Origin of the sequence: Lentzea sp. NPDC020367, from assembly GCF_044387305.1 — a bacterium.
Classification (GTDB): Bacteria; Actinomycetota; Actinomycetes; order Mycobacteriales; family Pseudonocardiaceae; genus Lentzea.
Genome location: NZ_JBIRVV010000004.1, coordinates 133,461 through 153,680, shown reverse-complemented (window position 1 = coordinate 153,680; position 20,220 = coordinate 133,461). Strand labels below are relative to the sequence as shown.

At 68.6% G+C, this 20,220-nt stretch carries 19 protein-coding genes; 8 read left to right on the top strand and 11 right to left on the bottom strand.

The annotated features are described in order from the left end of the window. Positions 1-9: 9 nt before the first annotated feature. Positions 10-801, top strand: coding sequence for a LuxR C-terminal-related transcriptional regulator (locus ACH413_RS18380; protein ID WP_360034730.1), 792 nt, complete (start codon positions 10-12; stop codon positions 799-801). A gap of 77 nt (positions 802-878) precedes the next feature. Here the strand turns inward: ACH413_RS18380 and ACH413_RS18375 are convergent, their stop codons facing one another. Continuing rightward, positions 879-1,625, bottom strand: a complete 747-nt coding sequence (locus ACH413_RS18375; RefSeq protein ID WP_360034733.1) for a transposase — start codon at positions 1,623-1,625, stop codon at positions 879-881. Then, complete coding sequence (locus tag ACH413_RS18370; protein WP_360034736.1) at positions 1,582-2,046, bottom strand: hypothetical protein; 465 nt, start codon at positions 2,044-2,046, stop codon at positions 1,582-1,584. Before ACH413_RS18370 ends, ACH413_RS18375 begins: the two co-directional genes overlap by 44 nt. Before the next feature lie 241 nt (positions 2,047-2,287). Here ACH413_RS18370 and ACH413_RS18365 point away from each other — a divergent pair, with 241 nt between their 5' ends. Continuing rightward, positions 2,288-2,710, top strand: coding sequence for a nitroreductase family deazaflavin-dependent oxidoreductase (locus ACH413_RS18365; protein WP_360034738.1), 423 nt, complete (start codon positions 2,288-2,290; stop codon positions 2,708-2,710). Here ACH413_RS18365 and ACH413_RS18360 read toward each other — a convergent pair. Both ACH413_RS18360 and ACH413_RS18355 read right to left on the bottom strand, forming a co-directional pair. Next, a complete protein-coding gene (locus ACH413_RS18360; RefSeq protein WP_360034741.1) occupies positions 2,666-3,229 on the bottom strand; it encodes a hypothetical protein in 564 nt (187 codons plus the stop codon). The genes ACH413_RS18365 and ACH413_RS18360 overlap by 45 nt on opposite strands. Continuing rightward, positions 3,226-3,789: a WHG domain-containing protein gene (locus ACH413_RS18355; RefSeq protein WP_360034744.1), complete on the bottom strand. Its 564-nt coding sequence runs from the start codon at positions 3,787-3,789 to the stop codon at positions 3,226-3,228. The genes ACH413_RS18360 and ACH413_RS18355 overlap by 4 nt, the downstream gene beginning before the upstream one ends. 130 nt (positions 3,790-3,919) lie before the next feature. Between ACH413_RS18355 and ACH413_RS18350 the strand changes: the two genes are divergently transcribed. Then, positions 3,920-5,350 carry a trypsin-like serine protease gene (locus tag ACH413_RS18350; RefSeq protein ID WP_360034746.1) on the top strand — a complete coding sequence of 477 codons (1,431 nt, stop codon included), beginning with the start codon at positions 3,920-3,922 and terminating at the stop codon, positions 5,348-5,350. Between the two features lie 212 nt (positions 5,351-5,562). Beyond that, positions 5,563-6,780: a family 16 glycosylhydrolase gene (locus ACH413_RS18345; RefSeq protein ID WP_396425019.1), complete on the top strand. Its 1,218-nt coding sequence runs from the start codon at positions 5,563-5,565 to the stop codon at positions 6,778-6,780. Positions 6,781-6,876: 96 nt separating this feature from the next. Here ACH413_RS18345 and ACH413_RS18340 read toward each other — a convergent pair whose 3' ends face one another. Genes ACH413_RS18340 through ACH413_RS18330 form a run of 3 tightly spaced genes read right to left on the bottom strand, consistent with a single transcriptional unit; the run spans position 6,877 to position 8,762 of the window. Beyond that, on the bottom strand, positions 6,877-7,734 hold the full coding sequence (locus ACH413_RS18340; protein ID WP_360034749.1) for an ornithine cyclodeaminase family protein: 858 nt from the start codon (positions 7,732-7,734) through the stop codon (positions 6,877-6,879). 25 nt (positions 7,735-7,759) lie between these two features. After that, on the bottom strand, positions 7,760-7,921 hold the full coding sequence (locus tag ACH413_RS18335; protein WP_360034752.1) for a DUF397 domain-containing protein: 162 nt from the start codon (positions 7,919-7,921) through the stop codon (positions 7,760-7,762). A gap of 10 nt (positions 7,922-7,931) precedes the next feature. Beyond that, positions 7,932-8,762 (bottom strand): DUF5753 domain-containing protein, encoded by an 831-nt coding sequence (locus tag ACH413_RS18330; RefSeq protein WP_360034755.1) that lies wholly within the window; start codon positions 8,760-8,762, stop codon positions 7,932-7,934. Here ACH413_RS18330 and ACH413_RS18325 point away from each other — a divergent pair. Together ACH413_RS18325 and ACH413_RS18320 are read left to right on the top strand one after the other, a co-directional pair. Then, the gene (locus ACH413_RS18325; protein WP_396425018.1) at positions 8,686-9,078 is read left to right on the top strand and encodes a zinc finger protein; all 393 of its coding nucleotides are present in this window, start codon (positions 8,686-8,688) and stop codon (positions 9,076-9,078) included. The two genes, ACH413_RS18330 and ACH413_RS18325, sit on opposite strands and share 77 nt — an antisense overlap. Beyond that, positions 9,060-9,308 carry a hypothetical protein gene (locus tag ACH413_RS18320; RefSeq protein WP_396425017.1) on the top strand — a complete coding sequence of 83 codons (249 nt, stop codon included), beginning with the start codon at positions 9,060-9,062 and terminating at the stop codon, positions 9,306-9,308. The genes ACH413_RS18325 and ACH413_RS18320 overlap by 19 nt, the downstream gene beginning before the upstream one ends. Positions 9,309-9,323: 15 nt before the next feature. On the opposite strand, the gene ACH413_RS18315 is transcribed toward ACH413_RS18320, so the two are convergent. From ACH413_RS18315 to ACH413_RS18305, 3 genes are read right to left on the bottom strand one after another with little or no spacing between them, the layout of a single operon-like run. After that, positions 9,324-11,108: a hypothetical protein gene (locus ACH413_RS18315; RefSeq protein WP_360034760.1), complete on the bottom strand. Its 1,785-nt coding sequence runs from the start codon at positions 11,106-11,108 to the stop codon at positions 9,324-9,326. Beyond that, positions 11,105-13,900 carry a helicase HerA-like domain-containing protein gene (locus ACH413_RS18310; RefSeq protein ID WP_360034763.1) on the bottom strand — a complete coding sequence of 932 codons (2,796 nt, stop codon included), beginning with the start codon at positions 13,898-13,900 and terminating at the stop codon, positions 11,105-11,107. The genes ACH413_RS18315 and ACH413_RS18310 overlap by 4 nt, the downstream gene beginning before the upstream one ends. 31 nt (positions 13,901-13,931) lie before the next feature. Next, entirely contained in the window at positions 13,932-15,836 is a 1,905-nt protein-coding gene (locus ACH413_RS18305; RefSeq protein WP_360034766.1) for a hypothetical protein, read from the bottom strand. Between the two features lie 83 nt (positions 15,837-15,919). Between ACH413_RS18305 and ACH413_RS18300 the strand changes: the two genes are divergently transcribed. After that, complete coding sequence (locus ACH413_RS18300) at positions 15,920-16,234, top strand: DUF4190 domain-containing protein (RefSeq protein WP_360034769.1); 315 nt, start codon at positions 15,920-15,922, stop codon at positions 16,232-16,234. On the opposite strand, the gene ACH413_RS18295 is transcribed toward ACH413_RS18300, so the two are convergent. Next, complete coding sequence (locus ACH413_RS18295; protein WP_360034772.1) at positions 16,218-17,069, bottom strand: hypothetical protein; 852 nt, start codon at positions 17,067-17,069, stop codon at positions 16,218-16,220. The two genes, ACH413_RS18300 and ACH413_RS18295, sit on opposite strands and share 17 nt — an antisense overlap. Positions 17,070-17,092: 23 nt before the next feature. Here ACH413_RS18295 and ACH413_RS18290 point away from each other — a divergent pair, with 23 nt between their 5' ends. Next, the gene (locus tag ACH413_RS18290; protein ID WP_360034775.1) at positions 17,093-20,206 is read left to right on the top strand and encodes a phosphodiester glycosidase family protein; all 3,114 of its coding nucleotides are present in this window, start codon (positions 17,093-17,095) and stop codon (positions 20,204-20,206) included. Positions 20,207-20,220 lie beyond the last annotated feature (14 nt).

Below are 20,220 nucleotides of genomic sequence, written 5' to 3'. Positions count from 1 at the left end.
CTGCTGGACGTGCTGCCAGACCGTTTCCAGGCAATGCTGCCGCAGCGACTGGACATGCTCCGCCGAGCCACCGGGCTGCCCGTCGTGTTCGGTGGAGCCTTGACGCCTGGCCACGACCTGCTGCTGAGCAGTTTCCTCGGCACGCACGGCTCGTCGTTGCACGGTCTGCGCGTCGGCACCGGCCGGGGCCTGGGCGGCACCGCGATCGCGATGGGCACCGCCGTGCGCGTCAACGACTACGCCTCGACCAGGGCGATCACCCACGAGTTCGATCAGATGGTGGTGGTGAACGAACGCCTGACCTCGGTGTTCGCCTACCCGGTGACCGTGCGGGGCACCGTTCGCGGCGTCCTCTACGGAGCCGTGCGCGGGCAGACGACAGTGGGTGACCGGGCGATCAGGATGGCCGGCGCCATCGCGCAGGGATTCGCACAGGACCTGGACATGCCCTCCCAGCAGAATCAGACACTGCACACGCAGGCCGCACTCCGCGAGCTCGCCGAGGTCGCCAAGCTCGTCGGCGATCCCGTGCTGCGCGAACGTCTCCGCAAGGTGCACCAGAACCTCGGCGGCGAACCACCCGTCAGCGTCCCGACCGGTCTGACCCCGCGGGAACTCGATACGCTTCGGCTGGCCGCGGTCGGTGCGTCCAACCGGGAGATCGCCGCCGAGCTCGGGCTGAGCACCGAAACCGTCAAGGCCTACCTCCGGGGCGCGATGCGCAAGCTGGGGGTGCACAACAGAACCGCCGCGGTCCACGCGGCGAGGTCGACGGGAGCGCTGCCAACTTCCTGGCCCTGAAGCGCCGAGGTTGATGCTCGAACCTTCAAGCCAAGTCGCGTTCTCCGTGCGCCACTGGCTGTGGCGTGCGGGCCGCATCAACCCGTCGCCTGTGCGGCGGTGGGTTCGGGTGCGTTGACGTGTACCCACGCCGACCGTGCCCGGTTTCGGACGTTCACGGCGGCGACGACGTCGGCGGGTCCAGCGAGACCGCACCGGCGACAGCAGAAGGTGTCCCTGTCGGGACGATTGGAACGAGACGTGTGCTTGCAGCGCGGGCACATCTGCGATGTGTAGCGCGCGTCCACGACGAGCACGGGTACGCCGGCGTGGCGGGCTTTGTAGCGCACGTGTACTTCGAGCTGGTGGAACGGCCAAGAGCTGTGGGTGGCTCGCTGGTGCCGGGCAACCGTGACCCGGTCGCGGATACCGCTCAAATCCTCGAGAGCGATCCCGCGACCGGTGCGTTCGGCAACAGCCACCAACTGCTTGGCGACCTTGTGGTTGACGTGCGTCGAATACCGCTGCTCCCGACGCGCTCGCTTCTTGAGCCGCCGGGTCGCCGACTTCGTTCGCCTGGCCTGCAACTCGGCGCGGACACGGGCGTGCCGGCGCCGGTAGCGGCCCAGCCCGCGGCCCTGGAAGTTGTCAGCGTCACTCGTGGTCGCGAGGTTCACGATGCCCCGATCCACGCCCAACCAGTCGACCGGCTCGAACACTGGCTCCTCGGGCACCTCGCAGGTCGCGATCAGCAACCACATGCCATCGCGGTGCACCAGATCACTCTCGCCCTTGCGGTACTCACGCAAGGTCTTGAGCTGGCCTGACGAGCCGACGAACCGCACGTCCTTTCATCCGGCCCGCTGTGGTCCAGATCGACACGGTGCCCGCGTCGTGGTTCCACGACAGGCACCGATCGTCGAACGGTTGCGCCGCGTCCGGCCGAAACGCGATCGGTTTCGACTCGGCCTTCACCCGTCGCTTCGAACAAGGCCTGCCCAGGTTCCCGGCCCGGATGGTCGCGTGCAGCGCGGTGTAGGCGTCCGCGACCTTCTTGATCACGTGCTGAGCGGCCTGCGCGCCCAGACCGCGGGCCTTCAACTCCGCGTAGGTGTGCTTGCGCAACGCGTACTCACGGAACACCCCGTGTTCGAACGCGACCCGCGACACCCAGTCCGCAGACTCGTTGCAGCCGCGCAGAGTCGCCGCCAACGCGGACACCTGCACGGCGTCCGGCAACAGCTTGACCTGCACAACGATCTTCACGAAGGCGACCGTACATCGGTCTTGGTCACCTCAATTGGGCCGAAACCGGACATTCGCGGGCTCGCAGCGTCGCCTGCGGCCGGCACGCACGCTGGCCTTCACCCCGAATACGAGCGCGGTCCGTTCACTGACAAGATTCGTGCCGGGCACGGGCAGATCATGCGCGGCATGGGCCTGTCGACTGCGCCGGGAAACCGCAGATGACAGGTAACCCAGCCCCAGAAGCAGAGGAGCGCTCTGAATGTCCTGGCAGGAAAAGGCCGTCATCGGCACCGATCGCCTGCTCTACAAGCTGACCGGCGGCAAGGTCGGCCTCGTCTCGTTCAGCAAGCAGACCGGCCTGACGCTGATCACCGTCGGCGCCAAGTCCGGTGAGCGGCGCGAGAACCAGGTCCAGTACGTGGCCGACGGCGACACGATGCTGGTCGTCGGGTCGAACTGGGGCAAGCCCCACCACCCCGCCTGGACCACGAACCTGGTGAAGAACCCGGACATCCAGGTGAACGTGCGCGGCGACGTCCGCGACGTGCGGGGCACGCTGCTGGAAGGCGCCGAGCGCGAGGCCGCCTGGACGAAGATGGTGGCGGCCTATCCCGCGTTCCAGGACTACGTGGAGCGGTCAGGCGGCCGCGAGCTGCGGGTCTTTCGCCTCACTGCGCGCTGAGTCCCACGCCAGCCACACGCAGCCCACGATCATCAGCACGCCGTGGGCGATCCGCACGGCCGGCGGCGTGAAGAACTGCGGGAGGAACAACGCGAACCCGGCCGCGAACACGATCGCCGCGGTGGTGCGGAGCTTCAGCGCGACCATCACCGCCGCGACGCCCATCGTGACGAGGCCGATCCCGAAGGTCGTGACGGCGAACGGGTTGTAGCGCACGGCCTCGGCCAGTTCGAGGACGTTCGGCTGTGCCGCGATCGCGTGCAGGCCGAAGTCCTCGGCGCCGTAGTACGGCAGCGTGAGGCCCGCACCGACCCAGAACGTGATGGCGGCCGTGCGGTGGATCTCCAGCAACGCGATCGGCACCAGGATGAAGCCGATCATCGCGAACAGGTGCGCCAGCACCCACGCCGTCGAGCCCATCGAGGCCGCTGCACCTGCTGCCGTCGTTTCGTCGTGCCACGGCCTTAACGCCGGGTACAGCAGGAACAGCAGGCCCGCGGCGGAAAGCGTCCACTTCATGATTGCCCCCTGAGATCGTCGAGATACATCCGGACGAGCTGGTCGTAGGTGTCGTCGAGGTCCTCTGGCAGGCCGAAGCCGCCGCTGGACTCGATCGACGCGAAGCCGTGCGCGATCACCCGCAGCCGTCGCGTGGCGTGGATGGCGTTCGAGCCCTCCAGGCCGTAGCTCCGCAGCGTGGCGAGAATGAGTTCCATGAACTTCACGCCGGCCTCCCGCTGCAGTTCGTCGTGCAGCGGATCCATCGGCGCGGCCAGGTAGCGCTTCGGGTGTTCCTGCATGTACGCGCGGTACGCGTACATGAGCGCCCGGACGGCGTCGTCCCCCGCCCTGCCGACGACGGCGCCGGTGAACCGGGCGGTCATCTCCTCCATCACCCGCAGGCCGACGTGGCCCCTGAGCTCGCCGAGGCTCGCGATGTGCTTGTACAGCGAGGGCGTGGCCACCCCGGTTCTGGCGGCGACGGCGGAGAGCGTCAGTGCCTCGACGCCGTGCTCGTCGACGAGTTCCAGTGCGGCGTCCACGACCTTGGCGGTGGTGAGACGGGGTCGTACAGCCATAGCCCAAAAGCTAATGCCATTAGCCTCGCACGTCAAGCGAAGGTTTTGTGGAGATCTTGTGGATCTCCGGCGCGAGCGGCCCCATCGCGGATATGAATGGCAGGTCACTCGCATCGACAAGGAGAAACCATTGCGATTAGCCAAGATCCTGGGGGCGGTCACCGCGAGCGTGCTGTTCGCGTCGACCATCGCGGCTACATCGGCCACGGCCGCACCGACGACGATCGACCCGAGCACCGTCAGGGAGTCGATCGACTACCTGATGCAGACCTACCGCGTCAGTGAGCGGGAGGCGTTGCGCCGGCTGGAGCTCCAGAACGAGGCCACCAAGCTCGAGAAGAGCCTGAAGAGCGAGGCCGCCGGCGAGTACGGCGGCATGTGGATCGACCAGGAGGCGGGCGGCAAGCTCGTCGTCGCGATGACGAAACCCGTTGCCGCGCAACGACACATCGCCGCGTTGCCCGACCGCGCGAACGTCAGCGTCCGCACGGTCAAGAACTCCCTGGCCTCGCTTCAGGCCACCTACGACCGGATCAGCGGCCAGGTCGGCGCCAAGGCGGAGTCGGTGTACCTGCCGGCCATCAGCCAGACCGAGAACAAGGTCGTCGTCTGGGAGCGCGCCTGGCTCAAGAAGCCCGGGATCGCCGCCCAGGCGGAGCCGCGCACGTTCGACGCCGACCCGAGCCTGGTCTCGGCCCGCACGCTGCAGAAGCCGACCCCGTACTCGGCCGACCCGATCGACTGGGGTTTCTGCCACCCGCTGTACTGCACGAACTACGGCCCCATGCGCGGCGGTCTGCGCCTGGACATGAGGCGTGACAACGGCACCACCGGTGGCTGCACCAGCTCGTTCAACCTGCGCACGACCGGCGGCGCGTTCCCGGGAGTGCCGTGGGTGCTGACCGCGGGCCACTGCATGGCGACCAAGACGAACAACGTGCCGACCGAGCACAACCGCGAGGTGATCCTCAACCAGCACGGCATCGAGAAGAACTTCTACCCCTACGACTACGCCGCCCTGCGGTACGTCGACACGGCCACCGCGAACAGGTGGCTGGAGAGCCAGACCAACCGCAACATGGTGCTCAAGTACTGCCGCAACGGCGGTCTGGACAGCAACGGCGACACCCCGTGCGGCCCGCAGGCGACCTCCCAGAACCAGGAGATCACCTCGGTCACGCCGCTGGCGCAGGTCCTGCCCGGCGCGGTCGTGTGCTCCTCGGGTTCCGGTGCCAGCTCGGTGAACTACCCGGACTCCTACGACAGCGGCCCCGGCGCGGACTACCTCGTCGGCACGCGGTGCGGCCGGGTCCTCTCCACCGACGTCGGCATCAACACCGACCTGTGCTCGCGCAACGGTGACAGCGGCAGCCCGCTGTTCAGCCAGGTCACCAAATCGGCCCTGGGCATCCTGGAGGGCAGCCAGCAGGCCCGCAGCGGCCCGTGCCAGCTGGGCGAGCTGACCGACTACGCCCCGATCTCGACGATCCTCGAAGACCTCAGCGCCCGCCAGGCGAGCGGCGGTTCGGTCTTCAACGTCATCACCACCCCGCAGGGCTGATGCCCGCAGTCTCCGGAGGGCCCTGCTTCGGGCCCTCCGGAGACGCGCCTTTGACTTAAGCAGCCTTAAATCCACTGGCAGCGAGCTAGATCACTTGAGAGCGCTCTCATCTGACAAATTCATGAAAACCTTTACACGTTGACCGAGGGTCACGGCGCGACAACACTTCCGAACCACTGGGCGCACAACTAACACCCGGAAAGGTCGGTTCGATGCAGCGACGCATCGGGACGGCCCTTGCCGCTGCCTTGATGGTGGCTGCAGGGATCACCGTCGCCACCACCAGCCAAGCTCCCCCTGCCAACGCGGCGGTGACCTGGGCCGACGAGTTCAACGCTCCCGCCGGTTCAGGTGTCGACGGCGGCAAGTGGAACATGGAAGTGGGCAACAACAACGGCAACAACAGGGAAAGCCAGTGGTACCAGTCGGGTACCTCGAACGCCGCGCACGACGGCCAGGGCAACCTGGTCATCACCGCCAAGCGGGAGAACCCCGGCAACTACAACTGCTGGTACGGACGGTGTGAGTACACGTCCGCCCGCATCAACACCGCGAACAAGTTCACCCAGACCTACGGCCGGTTCGAAGCGCGCATGAAGATGCCGCGCGGCAAGGGAATCTGGCCCGCGTTCTGGATGCTAGGCGCGGACATCAACACCGGTAACCCGTGGCCGGGCTCCGGCGAGATCGACATCATGGAGTTCCTGGGACACCAGACGAACACCGTGTACGGCACGATCCACGGCCCTGGTTACTCCGGTGCGGGCGGCAAGTCCCACGCCTACAACGGCCCGAACTTCTCCGACGGTTTCCACAACTTCGCGGTTGACTGGAAGCCCGGCGAGATCACGTGGTCGGTGGACGGCAACGTCTACGCCCGAAACACGCCGACCGACGTCAACGGCAACCCGTGGGTCTTCAACAAGCCCTTCTTCATCATCATCAACCTCGCGGTCGGTGGCGAATGGCCGGGTTACCCCGACGGCAGCACGACGTTCCCGCAGCAGCTCGTGATCGACTGGGTCCGCGTCTCCAACGACACCCCCAGCGGTGGCGGCTCGGAGATCCGCGGCATCGGCGGCAAGTGCCTCGACGTCCCGTGGGCGAACACCGCCAACGGCACGCCCATCCAGATCGTCGGCTGCAACGGCAACGCCGCCCAGAAGTGGAGCCGTCCCGGTGACGGCACGATCCGCGCGCTGGGCAAGTGCCTCGACGTCAACGGTGGCGGAACCGCCAACGGCACAGTGGTCCAGCTATGGGACTGCAACGGCTCGGCTGCCCAGCAATGGGCCGTCAGCGGGGCACAGGACATCGTGAACCCGCAGGCCAACAAGTGCCTGGACGCCATCGGAGGCTCCTCGGCCGACGGCACGAGAACCCACATCTGGGAATGCCTCGGCGTTGCCAGCCAGAAGTGGGCCGTCTGAGTTCTCTCCACGTCGGGTTGCGCATGACCTGACGAGGAGGATCACGGCGCTGGACGTGAACCCCCGCGGCGGATGGGTTCACGTCCAGCGCTTTTTCTATGCCAGAAGCCTTGCGACAGCCCAGTCCTGCACCGCGACGCCGACCGACTTGAAGACCGTCCGGCCTTCTCGCAGCGGCGGGTTTCCCAGCGCCGCACCGAGTTCGACGAGCGACTCCAGCCTGAGCACGCCGCTGTTGACCGCGCGGATGATCTCGCCGGCCTCACTGAGCGCGGCCTCGACCTGGTCCACCACCACGACTCCGGCGGTCGCCAGCAGTTCCTCGGGCAGCTCCCGCATCACCGGCCGGTACGACCCGATGGCGTTGACGTGCACGCGTTCCTTGAGCGAGTCGCACCGGAACAACGGCACGGTGGACGCCGTCGCACAACACACGATGTCCGCGCTCTCAACCGCTTCGTCCGGGTCGTTCGCCACGTCCATCACCGTGTCCGGCAACTCGTCCTTCATGCTCTCCAGCAACGCCTCTGCCTTCTTGGCGTTCCGGTTGAACACGACGAGCTTCTTCAACGGCCGCACCGCGTGCACGGCCCGGATCTGGTCCGCCGCCTGCGCCCCGGCACCCAGCAACGCGAGGTGCGAGGCGTCCTCGTCGGCCAGCAGATCCGTTGCCACGCCTACGACAGCGCCGGTCCGCAGGGTCGTGAGCGGCACCGCGTCCGTGACGAACTGACCGTCCGGATGCGAGAACACGACCGTGCCGGTGATCACCGGGTCCCGTTCGAGCTCGATGCTGATCACCTTGACCACCGTGGACCGCGAGGGCCGGTGGTGCGCCGCCATCACGAGCGACCGGCTGTCGCTGAACGCGTGCCGCGCGGGCAGGTCGAACTCCTCCGCACTGAGCCCGACGAACGCTTCTCTCACGGCATCGATCGCTGCGGGCATGCTCATGGTTCGGATGGTAACGACCTGCCGGTCAACGCTCCCGCGTGACGCCCGCCAGGAACGCGGTCCAGGCGGCGGCGCCGATCTCGATGTGGGCGGCCGGCGCCTTGCTGTCCCGGATGCCGATGCCAATGGCGACCTCGACGCAATCACTTGCGTTCGCGCTGTGGGTGCTCTTGCGCCATTCGGCCATGTGCGTCTCCTCAACCGGCGATGTCCTTGATCAGACTCCTCGATTGTTCCTCGCCCAACGCCGTCCGAGCGAGTGATTCGACCACCGCGTCGTAGCTCTTGATGGGAAGCGGAGACTCGATGATCAGGCTGGCGTTCTCGCTCTCCACGAACACCACCGGCTCGATCTTGTGGAACCGCAGCAGGCTGAACGGCCCCGAATGCCCGGCGTGCGCGCCCAACGAGGTCGGAATGACCCTGATGACGACGTACGACCGCATCGACACCTTCTCCAGGTGCTGCAACTGCGCACGCATGACCTCGTCGCCGCCGACCGGCGTCCTGAGCACGGACTCGTGGAGGTAGAAGGTCGCCTTCAACCCCGGCCGCAACGCTTCCTGTCGTGCCACTCGCGCCGTGACGCGCTCTTCGATCTCTTCTTTCGGCACGTTCGCGTTCGCTTCGACCACGGCCCGCGTGTAGTCGGGAATCTGCAACATGCCGTGGACGACCAACGGCTGCCAGCTCACGAGCGTCTTCGCGATGGCCTCGTGCTGGACGAGGGTGCGCGGCAGGATCGGCTCGGCGGCCCCGTGCTCCTGCAGCCAGCCCTTGACGTTCGTGGCGCGGAAGAGCTTCTGCAGGTGTTCCCGCTCGTCCGACGGCGTCCGGCACGCCCCGAGCAACAGCGCGAGCTCCAGTTCGGTGGCGCCACCCTTGCCGTTGATCAGGTCGGACAGCTTGGCTTCCTGCCAGTCGACGATTTCGGCGATCTTGCGCGAGGTCATGCCCGTGGCGGCGATGGCGGCGCGAAGCCCGTCACCGAACTCCCGACCCCTTGCAGTGGAGAATCTTTTCGGCATGGCGAGGACCGTAGACCCATTCCTGGGACCTCCAGAACATTTACCGGCAACACAACCCAAAAGGGCGTTAGCTTGGAGCTCCTCCAAGTTGCAGAATAATCCTGTGAGATTTCGATGGACGCCCCACGAAGGGCGGCGACACGCCATCTCCGACGAGCCGGCCAGGGGGCGGCTCGTCGAGACACTATGCGGCGATCCCTATGTGCCGCAAGAGTTCAGCCTGTGGCGAGACAAGATAGTGTGGCCGACGTGCTGGGACTGCGACGGCATCTGGCGCGAGAACGAGGGGATCCTGCCATGGCCGCGGAAATCCTGACGGAAGACCTTCTGCGCATATCTCTTCAGCGCCTCTCGCGTGAGGTGGTGAAGACTTATCCACAGTTCGGCGAGCTGCTCGCACAAAACATGTTGCGAACGTGCGGCCTGATTCCCGATCTGGAACGCGCCGAGCACTATCGCGACCTCGGCACGTTGCTCATCGACCTGGGCCGCCTTTACCTGGCAGAGGCCGACATGCTTTCGACCGTCGAGCAACCACCGTCCTGAGACGCGGCCGGAGGGCTAGCCCGGGGTCTCGTCTTCTGGCGGCACCGGCGGCATCTCGTCTTCGGGCGGCTGTGGCGGCGTCTCCGGGGACTCGGCAGGCGGAGGTTCGATCTCGGGCGGCGGAGTCTCGCCCTCTTTCTCGCGCTTGAACTCCTCGCCCTGACGCCGGACCTCGTCGGCCTGCTCCTCCATGCGCTCCTTGAACTCGTCACCTTGCCGCTCGACCTGGTCGTACCGGTCCTCCGAGTCCTCCTTGAACTGGTCGCTCGGACCGCCGGGCTCCTCCTTGTCCGCGATGCCCTTCTTCAGTCCGTCGACGTAGCCCGCGACGATCTGGGTCGTGGGTTCCAGGCCGTCCCGGTAGAACGCCAGCGCGGCCTGGACGAGCGGGGTCATCGCACCGCTGTCGCCAAGCTCGCTCACTCCCGGGATGAAGTCCCCGGCTTCCTCGGCGAGCCCCGCGCCGACTTCGAGAACCGCCTCTTCCTCGGCCGTGCCGACCTCATCGGCAGCACGCGTGCCGCTGCCGTCGTCGGCCCCGTCCACGTCCTTGCCCTTGAACTTCTCCCCCTGACGCTCGACCTCGTCAGCCCTGTCCTTCTGCCGTTCCTCGAACTCCTGCCCCTGACGCTCGGTCTCGTCGGACCGCTCCTCCATGCGGTTCTTGAAGTCCTCGCCCTGCGACTTCAGATCCCCTGACCGTTCAGCGGAAACCTCAGACCGCTCCGAACCGCCGCCCTCGGGTGCACCGGAGGAGGCCGACGCCTCGACGGGCCGGTTCTCCGGGGAGGACGTGGCCACGTCGGGGTTGTTCCGGTACAGACCTTCGGAGATGTCCTCGCCGGGATTGAGCGGCGACATGTCGTGGGCAGGCGCGCGCCCGATCTCGACCGAGGGCTGCGTCGCCGGGATGCCGGACCTGTCCGCGGAGGCGGTCACGCTCAGGCCGGCGGTGGCGTCCACCTGGTACGCGCCCAGCGACTGCCGGTCGACCGCGACCTCCTGCTGCGACCAGTTGCCGTCCCAGCGCGGATCACTCGGCCGGAGTTCGAGTTCCAGTTCCTCGGTGTCGTCCGGGTTCTCGGCCGCTTGTTCGGCATCGGCACGGTCAGCATCGTCATCCGCGCGATCGTCCGCGGCTTTCTGATCCTCGGCCTTCTGATCCTCGGCTTCGGCACGATCCGCGTCATCCTCGGCGCGATCGGCATCATCGTCAGCCTGATCATCCGCAGTCTCCGCACGGTCGTCCTCGGCGTCCGCCGCTTCTGCGGCCTCGGGCTCGTCGTCCTCCGGTTGCTCGGTCTCCTCGGCGGCCTCAGGCCCGGGATCATCCTCAACAGGTTCGGCGGGTTCATCATCATCGACAGGATCGTCGTGATCCTCGGCGGCCGGTTCATCGTCCGCGGGATCGTCCGGCACCTCGTCGTCCACCGGGTCGTCCTGCTGTTCCTGCCGGTCATCAACAGGTTCATCGTCATCCACCGGATCGTCCGACTCGTCCGGCTCCTCGACAGATGCCGGTTCATCGTCCACCGGATCGTCATCGTCCACGGGATCGTCGTCGTCGACGGGATCGTCCGGCTCATCAGGAGACGCATCGGACACGTCAGGTTCGTCGTCGTCCACCGGATCGTCCTGCGAGTCATCAGAGTCAACCGGTTCCGCGGACTCCGACGGCTCGGCCGACTCGTCCGACTCGGGGCCGTCGTCGTCGACGGGCTCGTCAGAACCCGAGTCCGGGGCCGGCGGCTCTTCCGGCTCCTCCGGCGCTTCCGATCCGATGTCGCTCGTCTCGCTCATCGGGGATCCTTCTGGTCCAGCCTCAGCACCGCGGCCGCGCGCCAGGTCAGGTTCAGGAAGCCGGTCGCCGCCCTGAACTGCTCCACCCGGTCGGCCTTGTTGCTCAGCCGGGCGATGGCGGACTCCACCGCGGTCGGGCGCTGGGTGCCGAGCACGGTCTCGTCGCCGCCGCGCCAGTGGTCCGGGTGGGCGCGCAGGGAGTTCAGCTGCTCGGCGGTGGTCGCGCCGTCCAGGTCGAGGCCGCGGTCGCGCCACCGGGCGGTGTCCGGGTGGGGCGTGGGGAGGTCGGTGCGTTTCAACGCCTGGTAGACGTCGAACCAGCGGTAGCGGCCCGCCTGCCAGCGCACGTCCGGCACGGAGCAGCCGTGCGGGAGGCCGGAGAGGGTGCGGGTCGCGCTCTCGGTCAGGTGCCGGATGAAGTCGTCGGCCTGGTAGCGCTTGCTGATGCCGTTATAGCGAACGTCCACAGCGGACTGAACGCGGTGCGCGAGAGCACATTCCAGTGACCGCTGGGAGTAGCGCAGCGACGCCAGCCACGCGGGGTCCGGTTCCGGGGCGGGGCGGCCGGTGATGTGCGCGACGGTGAGAAGTTCGATCCACAGCACGAAACGCTCGTCCTCGTCCGCGCGGTGCACGGCGTCGGTGAGCTCTCGCAGGGTGCACGGCTCCGCCGAACACAGCGCGCCGCAGGCGGCACTGCGCGGGCTCACGGCAGGGGAACGCGAGACCAGCTCGGTGGACTCGCTCGACTCGTTCAACGGCATCAGCAGCCGCAGCGGGCGGTCCATGCCGTCGGTGAACACCGCCGCGCGGCCGGGCGGCAGCGTCACGACGTGGCGGGACTGCGCCTCGCTCAGGTTCATCGTGGCGCCGACGCTCTGCCTGTCGTCGTCGGCGGGCAGGCGGTGCAGGATCTTGCACGCCGTGTTCTTCACGACGTCCGGCACGATCTTGCCCGGGATCTGTTCCGCCACCACGATTCCCTCGCCGTAGGCGCGGATCTCGGCCAGCAGCGAGGTGAACAGCTCCACGGCGTGCGCGGCCGGGCTGCCGGGCTCCACCCGCTTGAGCAGGCGGTGCGCCTCCTCCAGCACCAACACGTGCCGCAGCCCCCGTGTCTCCGGCGGGTGCACGCGGAGGTGTTCGAAGATCCGGATCAGCACCGCGCCGATGAAGAACGCCTTGTCCGCGTCCGACCCGATGTCCTCGATCTCCAGCACCACGTTGCCCTGCAACAACTTCGCGACGTCGAGCGGATGGCCGCCCTCGAAGAAGCGGCCGGGTGTGCCCAGGCGCAGCGAGCCGATCCGGACGTCGACGAACCCGCGGACGTTGTCGGCGACCTCCTTGCCGTACCCGATGCCCTTGACGACCTCCTTCGCGACCGTCTGCAGGTCGCCGAGGCTCGGGTAGCGCACGGCGCCCGCCCGGTCGCGGACCTCGCCGGTGACCGGGTCCCATCCCTGGTCGGTGTAGCACCGGGTCAGGGCCTGCGCCAGCACCTGAGGGAACGGCTCGTCGGCCTCGAAGGCCGCGAGGAACAGCGCGCGGACGTAGTCCATGTGCGTCTGCAGCGGGAAACCCTCGGCGGGCTCGAGCGGGTTCAGCCCCGCCGGATACGTCGCGGGGTCGCCGGGCCGGATCACGGTCACGGCACCGGGCACGCCCAGACGTCCTGCCATGGCGGCGTATTCGGCCTTGGCGGGTTCGATCACGAGCCACGGCACCCCGGCGGCGTTGAGCCCCTCCAGCAGGTGCCGGACCGTCTGCGACTTGCCGGACCCGGTGGCGCCCGCGACGAACGTGTGCCGGTTCAGGGTGTCGAGCGAGACGGAGAACTCGCCGACCGGCTGGTCCGCGTCGTCGAGCACGGTGCCGAGCGGCACGTCACCCGTCGTCTCCGGGGTGACGTCGAACAACGGTGGTTCGATCACGCGGATGCCCGGCAGCTCGCGGCGCGGCGGACGGGCGAGGGCGGCCACCAGTTCCGCGGTGGCGGAGAAGGGAGAGCTCAGTTCCACGCTCTTGCCCCGGTCGTGCCACACGTCCGCGAAGGTGCCGCACTCCTCCCCCGGGACCAGCACGTACGGCAGCGTGTCGAGGTCGCTCGAACCGCACAGCAACGCGGCGGCCGTGCGGGCACCGACGTCGTCCGGGGCGCCGACCAGCACGTGCACCGACCACAGTCCGACGGCCTTGGCGCGGGACAGTTCCCGGTAGCGGGCCTCGGCACGCACCAGCGCGATGCGGTCGGGCTCCGAGTTCTCCCGCTGCCGCAACCGCGGCATCGTCGTCTCCAGGACCAGCAGCTCGCGGTCGACGGCTTCGGCCGCGAGGGGTTCCGCGACGACCAGCCAGACGAACTCACCGGACAGGTGGGTCACGTAGTCGTCGAAGCCACCCCTGCCGGGAACGTCGGCCTGCGGTGTCCACAAAGGATCCTGCCCGCCCACGCACCGGACCCACGAGCCCAGGCCCGCCCACCGCGCGGCGATCTCCCCGACCGGCACCTCGGCGCCGAGACTGCCCGGCGGGTAGAGCAACGGCACGTCGCCCGGCGCGGAGGACGTGCGGGCGACCGGTGAGTGTGGCCGTCCACCCACGAGGATCCGCAGCCCCTGGCCGGCGCGCTCCCGTTCCCACGCGACGACGAACGCGGCGTCCTCCCGGCCGCGAAGCCCCACGTGCGCGGCCGTCAACGCGGCGAACAGCTGGGCCGGCGCGCGCCCGCCCGTCTCGTCCGGGCGGTCCGCCACCGTGGCCATGTCGTCGCCGCGAGGGACGACCGTCATGCGGTGGAGGACGAAACCGTCGAGCATGGACTCAGGAGACCCGTGCATCGATGGCCACCCGGTCGAGGAGCACGATGCCGGGGTTGCAGTCGCCGAGGACGACCCTGCGTCCCGTGGGAGCGGTCTCCACCATGACGAACGCCGTGGGCGCGAGGCCCTGCAGCGTCGTCGGCTCGACCGTGAACTCGTAGACGCGGGCGTCGGTCCGCCCGAGGGTCTCCGACTTGGCCTCGGACTGGCTGCGGGTGTCCGACCAGTTCGCTTCCCTGCTCTCCGCCCTGCTGCTGAACGACGACCACGAGCTGCCGGAGGACGAGCTGCTCCCGCTGTCGGAGAAGGAACTGCTGGAGCTGCCGCCCGAACTGGAGCCCCTGCTGGTGGTGACGCCCTCCGAACCGCCCTCGGACGTCGACGAGCCGTGCGTGAGCGTCTTGCCGATCTGTTCGGTCAGCTGGGACATCACGAACTTGTGCCCGCGGCCGATGAACTCCGCGGCGGCCGCGGCCTCCTCGCCGTTGCCCAGCTGCATCAGCAGGGTGGCGGTGCCACCGGCGCCGAGGAGCTTGCGCAGGTCGTCCCGCAGGTGCTGGATCAGGAAGATCAGCCGCACGCCGGAGCGCCGCGCCTGCCTGGCCATCGCCTCGAGCGCTTCCAGGCCGATCTGGTCGGCGCCGGCGACGACCAGCGTCTCGCGGCCGGTCACCTGCCGGGAGTGCAGTTCCTGCAGGGCGCGGTGGAACACGACGTGGTCGAGGAACCGGCGGTGCCTGCCGGTCCGAGCCCTGGTCGCGATCGTCGCGAGTCCGCGCACCGGCCACACGTCGCGGAAGCCGGTGGAACCGGCCGCGTCCTGCTCGGCGCGCGCCAGCGAACGCAGTTCCCCTTCCAGGGCCTGGAGTTCGTTGCGGACCTGGTCGGTGTTGCCCGCCGTGTCGACGTACGAGTTGAGCTTGCGCAGCTCGTCCGCCGCGAGCGTCTCGTCCGATCCGGCGTCGTAGACGCGGCGCAGCACCTGGAGGCCGGCGACCAGCTTCGCGAACGTGACGGGCCCGGCGAGCCGCTCGGCGATCGCCGTCAGCAGGTCGATGTGCAGCCCGCGCTGGTCCGCGGCCATCATCGTGCGGTTGAGGTTGTACATGGACTCGGCCAGCACCTCGGCCAGCTCGGTCGCGTCGAGTCCGGTGAGCAGGCCGAGACGCGTGAGGTCGCGTGGCGCCTCGTGGGCGTGGACCTCGTAGCCCTGACGCTTGGCGGCGTGCGCGACGTTCTCGCCGACGGACATGTCGGTGAAGTCCAGCAGCAGCATCGACGATCCGGACGCGAGCTGCGCGGCGCCGATCGTGGTGAGCAGGCTGGCCCAGCCGTCCTCGGTGCCGCCGAAGACGTCGATCCGGCCCGGCCTCGACGCGAGCTGCAACGGGTGCCACAGCATGGCCGTGAGGAACCGTTCGGCCTCCTGCCGGTCGTGCTCCTCGATGCGGGCGCGCCACCCGGCGTAGGCGTCGTTGTAGCGCTGGACCGCGCCGTTGTACTCGGTGTCGTAGCGCCGCTTCATCACGCTGAAGCGGCGTTTGGTGCGGAAGAACGAGAAGACCACGAGCACGACACCCACGATCAGCACGATCCACGTCGCCCACTGCTCCAGCTCGGGCACCGTCGCGCGGGTCGGCCTGAGCAGCGCGCCCGTGAACACCACCGCGAAGAACGTGGCGACGAGCCCGCCGATCAACGAGAGCCAGGCCTTCTTGCTGCGTTTCTGCAGGACCAGGAAGTCATGCGGGGCGTAGACCTGCTCCGCCACCGGCTCGTGGGCCGCCTCCGGGCTGATCGCGGGCAGCGCGGGAGCGGTGAACTCCCAGCCCCATCGCTCCTGGCCGCTGAACAGCCGCTGCCACATCTGATTCGTCCCGGCCACGACGACGTCCTGCCCCTGCACGAGCCCTCCCCAGTGCGCTCTGAAAGATCGAGCATCACTGATTGTGCCGGATGGCCTAGCGCGCTGTGACACAATCGCGAACTGTGTCGGTCAATTCATCGGGGGAACCGCCGCAAGGGCCCAATCCGCCCGCCTACCTGCAGCTGTCCCAGGCTCCGCCGCAGCAGTACACGGGGCCGGGCCGCAACGGGTGGGCGGTCGCCTGCTTCCTCTGCGGCCTGGTCGGAATCCTGGGCTTCCCGATCCTGCTGTGCTGGATCTTCGGCTTCATCGCGCGGTTCCAGATCATGCGGACCGGTCAGAAGGGCCGCCTTCTGGTGCACCTCGGGTTCATGGCGTCCGGCATCTGGATCCTGATCATCATCGCCAAGGCCGCGCAGCTCACGCCGAATCTGTGATCACGACCGCGCGCCCGCTGGTGTCGAACTCGTGCGCCAGGGTCCGCAGCGGCTGACCACCAGCGGCCCACGCGGCGGTCCAGGTGAGGCATTCCGCGGCGCCGTTGCCGCCGCGCTCGACCAGGCCGGTGCCGATCTCGTCGAGCCATTCCTGCGACGTGCCGGCGATTCCGGTCAGGAACGCCTCGTCCCAGGTGCGCACGAGCTCGCGGATCGTGCCTTCACGCCGTGCGCGCTCGTTCACGTCCTTGATCCACGTCTGGCGCTCCTCCTCCGTGAGCACCACGCCCGTCTCGGGTTCGCGGAAGCCCGGCAGGTCGTGCGCCAGCCCGCCCGAGCCGACGTAGAGAACGCGCTTGTCCTCGAAGAACTCCCCGACGCGGCGGCCCAGGGACGCGGCCCGGCGGAAGGTCGCGTGCGGCGGCGAGGCGCAGTTGATGAAGATCGGCAGCACCGGCTTCGTGGAGATCGTGCCCAGCAGGTCGCGGGTCGTGTGGCCGAACGCGTGGTCCAGGGCGGCGCTGTAGGCCGTGGCGACGTCGAACTCGTGCGCGACCAGGTCGGCGATCAGCGCGCGGCCCAGGTCGGCGGGCACGTCGTAGGAACCGGTGGGTCCGGCGACGTCGCCCTGCGCGGTCGCCTCCAGCACCACAGCGAAGGTCGGGACCACGGAACGGAAAGCGCGGCGGTGGTCGGTGCCGAAGAAGACGACGAGTTCCGGGTCGAACTCGTCCACGGCCTCGCGGGCGGCGCCGATCGCCTCGCGGACCGGGCCGTGAGGCGCGCTCGGCAGGGTGATCAGGTGCGAGGCGCAGACCGTTAGGCGTTTCTTCACCGGCCCAGCCTAGGTTCCGGCGAGTGACGAGACGTGCACTTGCGGTGATCATCACCGCGGCCCTGCTTGCGCCCGTTTCCCCCGCTCACGCCGAGGTCGCCGGACGCATCGAGACCGAACGGACCGAGAGACCCGTCGCTCCCGGCGTCACGCTCAGCTCCTTCGACCGGTACGAGGCCGGCGGGTGGGTCCGCGGGGACGCACTGGCCGTCGACCTCACGAAGGCACAGGTCGGGTACGTCGATCCCGGCACCGTGGCGCAGGCGGCGCCGCTCTCGCAGCAGACGCCGAGAGCGGTCGCGGCGATCAACGGGGACTTCTTCGACATCAACAACTCCCACGCTCCCGAGGGCGTCGGCGTCCAGGACGGCCGGCTGCGCAAGTCCGGCGCGGGCAGGGCCGTGGGCATCGACGCGGCCGGTATCGGCAGCGTGATGGAGACCTTCTTCGAAGGCGCGCTCAACGGGACACACAAGCTGACGCAGCTCAACAGCGCACGCATCGACGTTGACGGGATCGGCGTCTTCAATCCGTTGTGGGGCACCTACAGCAGAGCGCGCGCAACGCAAGGTGCGGCCAACACGGCCGAGGTGATCGTCAAGGACGACGTCGTGCAATCCGTGGGCATCCCGAGCGCGACGCCCGTCGAGGGGTACGCGCTGGTCGGCCGGGACAAGGGCGCCGACGTGCTCAGAACCCTCAAGCCGGGCGACCGCGCGGACATCACCTACCGCAACCGCACCAGCGATGGCAGCGAGCCGAAGACGGCCATCGGCGGGCGCCACCTCTTGGTCAAGGACGGCAAGAACGTCGCACCGGCCGATCCGCTGCACCCGCGCACCGCGGTCGGGTTCTCCGCGGACGGCAAGAAGATGACGATGCTGACCGTCGACGGACGCCAGGGCGCCTACCTGCAGGGCCTGGATCTGAAGGACCTCGCCGACGCCATGATCGAACTCGGCGCGCACAACGCCCTCAACCTCGACGGTGGCGGCTCGTCGACCATGCTCGCCCGCGAACCCGGCACCACCGAGCTGAAGGTCGTCAACACGCCCTCGGACGGCGGCGAGCGCCCGATCCCGAACGGCCTCGCGCTCTACGCCCCCACCGGCACCGGCAGGCTGACCGGCTTCGACGTGCAGACCGCGAGCACCCGCGTCTTCCCCGGCATGACGCGCAGGATGACCGTGCGCGGCCACGACGAGACGTTCGGACCGGCTACGAACAACGAGCACGTCACGCGGGCGACGGGCGGCTGGGCGATCGGCGACACCTTCCACGCGGCACCGCACTCGGGGCCGGCGTCGTTCACCGCCTTCCGCGGCCTCACGACGAGGACCGCGAAGCTCACCGTGCTGGGCGAGCTGACCAGGCTCGCACCCGAGAACACCCGGATCAGCCTGACCGAGAACGAGCGCAAACCTTTGCGCGTCAACGGTTTCGACGCGAAGGGCTTCAGCGCGCCGATCGAACGGGCCGACCTCGGCCTCAGCTACGACCGGAGCGTCATCGAGGTCACCCCGGACCTGCGGATCAGGGCCCTGAAGACCGGCGCCACCACGATCAGGGCACGTTCCCAGGGCAAGGAGACCCGGATCGCGGTCACGGTCGGCGTGCACGACCAGCTGATCGGCTCGTTCGACGACGCTCCACAGTGGACCTTCGGCTCGGCCCGCGCGACCGGGGAGGTGGAACCGGAACCGGACGGCCACACCGGTGCGGGACTGAAGCTGAGCTACGACTTCACGCAGTCGACCGGCACGCGCACCGCCTACGCCGTCCCGCCGAAGCCGCTCCAGGTCGACGGGCAACCCCTGTCGCTCGCCGCCTGGGTCAACGGCAGCGGCCAGGGCGAGTGGACGGCGTTCACCGTCACCGACTCGACAGGACAGTCGCGATCGCTCTACGGCCCCTACATCACCTGGCACGGCTGGCAGCGGATCGAGGTCGCGGTGCCGCCGGAGCTCAAGTTCCCGGTCCAGGTCACGAGGTTCACCGCGATCGAGACCAAGGCGGACCGGTCCTACCGGGGCGAGGTGGTCGTCGACGACATCGTGGCGAGGGTGCCTCCGGAGATCATCCTGCCTCCCGCGCCGGACCTGCGCGAGGACGTGATCGGGCAGGCGGAGGGCTGGACGTTCGCGGTCATGTCCGACGCCCAGTTCGTGGCGCGCGCCCCGGACAGCGACCTGGTCCGCTCCGCCCGCCGCACGCTGAGGGAGATCAGGAACTCCGGCGCCGAGTTCGTCGTGATCAACGGGGACTTCGTGGACGAGGCGTCTCCAGAGGACCTCGAGCTCGCGCGCAGGGTGCTGACCGAGGAGCTCGGCGACTTCCCCTGGTACTACGTGCCGGGCAACCACGAGATCATGGGTCCGGGCACGATCGACAACTTCCGCCGCGAGTTCGGCGCCACCCACCGCACGTTCGACCACAGGGGCACCAGGTTCGTGCTGCTCGACTCGTCGACCGGGACGATCAGGGGCGGCGGCCTCGATCAGGTGGAAATGCTCCGGAACGCGCTGCACAGCGCCGAAGGTCAAGCGGTCGTGCTGATGCACCACCCGCCGCGCGATCCCACGCCCGCGCGCACGAGTCAGCTCGCCGACCGGTTGGAGGCCTCGTACTTCGAGCGGCTGTTGTCCGAACGAGACAAACCCACGGCGTTCATCGGCGGCCACGTCGGCGGGTTCTTCGCGTCCACTGTGGACGGCGTGCCGTTCGTGATCAACGGCAACTCCGGCAAGGCACCCGCGGAAGCCGGCGGGTTCACCGGATGGACGCTCGTCGGCGTCTCCCGCGACGGCGTCAAAGCCGAGATCCGGCCTCATGTGGACGCACTCCAGGTGCAGGCTCCGTCCACCCTGCGCACCGGCGCCACGGAAACGGTTGCGGCGACGGTGAAACAGGGATCCCGGTCGGCGCCGGTGCGTTATCCGATGGGCGCGGTGTGGGAAGGGTCACGTGGACTGCACGTGGGCGCGAAGGCCGGGATCAGGCCGTGGCACGTGGCTTGGCTCGAACCGGACAGCGGTGTCCTCACGGGTATCAGGCCTGGTCAGGTCAAGATCTCGGCCACGGTGAACGGCGTGACGAGCAGCGCGGACGTGCTCGTGAGGCTGCGGGAGGCTGCTTGACCTGGTCTGAGTGA

Excerpts from the sequence above, each read along its gene's own strand:
- ACH413_RS18325 (WP_396425018.1), top strand. The coding sequence starts at position 8,686 with ATGCCCGTGGCGGCGATGGCGGCGCGAAGCCCGTCACCGAACTCCCGA.
- ACH413_RS18340 (WP_360034749.1), bottom strand. The coding sequence starts at position 7,734 with ATGAGCATGCCCGCAGCGATCGATGCCGTGAGAGAAGCGTTCGTCGGG.
- ACH413_RS18315 (WP_360034760.1), bottom strand. The coding sequence starts at position 11,108 with ATGAGCGAGACGAGCGACATCGGATCGGAAGCGCCGGAGGAGCCGGAA.
- ACH413_RS18345 (WP_396425019.1), top strand. The coding sequence starts at position 5,563 with ATGCAGCGACGCATCGGGACGGCCCTTGCCGCTGCCTTGATGGTGGCT.
- ACH413_RS18355 (WP_360034744.1), bottom strand. The coding sequence starts at position 3,789 with ATGGCTGTACGACCCCGTCTCACCACCGCCAAGGTCGTGGACGCCGCA.
- ACH413_RS18335 (WP_360034752.1), bottom strand. The coding sequence starts at position 7,921 with ATGGCCGAATGGCGCAAGAGCACCCACAGCGCGAACGCAAGTGATTGC.
- ACH413_RS18320 (WP_396425017.1), top strand. The coding sequence starts at position 9,060 with ATGGCCGCGGAAATCCTGACGGAAGACCTTCTGCGCATATCTCTTCAG.
- ACH413_RS18365 (WP_360034738.1), top strand. The coding sequence starts at position 2,288 with ATGTCCTGGCAGGAAAAGGCCGTCATCGGCACCGATCGCCTGCTCTAC.
- ACH413_RS18310 (WP_360034763.1), bottom strand. The coding sequence starts at position 13,900 with ATGACGGTCGTCCCTCGCGGCGACGACATGGCCACGGTGGCGGACCGC.
- ACH413_RS18330 (WP_360034755.1), bottom strand. The coding sequence starts at position 8,762 with ATGCCGAAAAGATTCTCCACTGCAAGGGGTCGGGAGTTCGGTGACGGG.
- ACH413_RS18360 (WP_360034741.1), bottom strand. The coding sequence starts at position 3,229 with ATGAAGTGGACGCTTTCCGCCGCGGGCCTGCTGTTCCTGCTGTACCCG.